This is a genomic window from Streptomyces katrae, assembly GCF_000966975.1.
In the GTDB taxonomy this organism is placed as follows: domain Bacteria; phylum Actinomycetota; class Actinomycetes; order Streptomycetales; family Streptomycetaceae; genus Streptomyces; species Streptomyces katrae.
In genome coordinates, this window is the sequence record NZ_JZWV01000814.1 from 1 (window position 1) to 682 (window position 682).

The window sequence follows — 682 nt, forward strand, 5'->3', positions numbered from 1 at the left end:
TTCCAGGTCAGGGTCACCGAGAAATTGGCCTCGGTGGCGGTGCTCGCGATCACCACGTCCGCCTCGGCCGACAGGGAGACCCCGAACTCGAGGGTGATCTCGTCCGGGCGGTGGACCATCCCGCCCAGCCGGCTCACGAAGCTGTCGGCGACCGGCCGGACGGCGTCCACCATGTCCCCGAAGGTGCGCGAGGCCCGGGCCACCGCGCCGCCACCGCCGCGCCCGACGCGCGCCAGCGACTCGTCCACCTCGCGGATCTGCACCCGTAACACTCCGTCGGTGCCGTCCCCCAGCGGGACCTCGACCGTGCGCACGTCGGTGCCCATGCCGACCACCCTCCCCGTCGCCCAGTGGCCCGGTGTCAATGCAACTCTCCCATGCTGCGGGGGAGTTGGGGCAAGACCGAGGGGCATGTGCGCCCGGGATGGCCGAAATCGGGTCGCCCGGCGGCCATGGCCGCCGGGGGCGCGGACTACACGGCGGACTCCAGCTGCCGCCGCGGCGCGGGGTCCGGCCCGTCCGCCGGGTCCGGACCGTCCGGTTCCTCCCGCGGTCCCGGCGCGGCCGGGCGCGCGGAGCGTGCGAGGTCGAGGCTGGCCTCCAGGTCGTCCAGGGCGAGGCGGGCCGCGACGATCCGCTCCCGGACCTCGTCGGCCGCGTCCATGTCCCGGCNCGCCCGCTC

The 682-nt window shown here is 75.5% G+C and carries 1 protein-coding gene; it reads right to left on the minus strand.

Annotation, left to right across the window (positions count from 1 at the left end; all coding sequences use genetic code 11):
• Window positions 1–326 (minus strand): CU044_2847 family protein (locus VR44_RS27200; protein WP_045950255.1); only part of this gene is annotated, 326 nt, incomplete at its 3' end.
• Window positions 327–682: the final 356 nt, after the last annotated feature.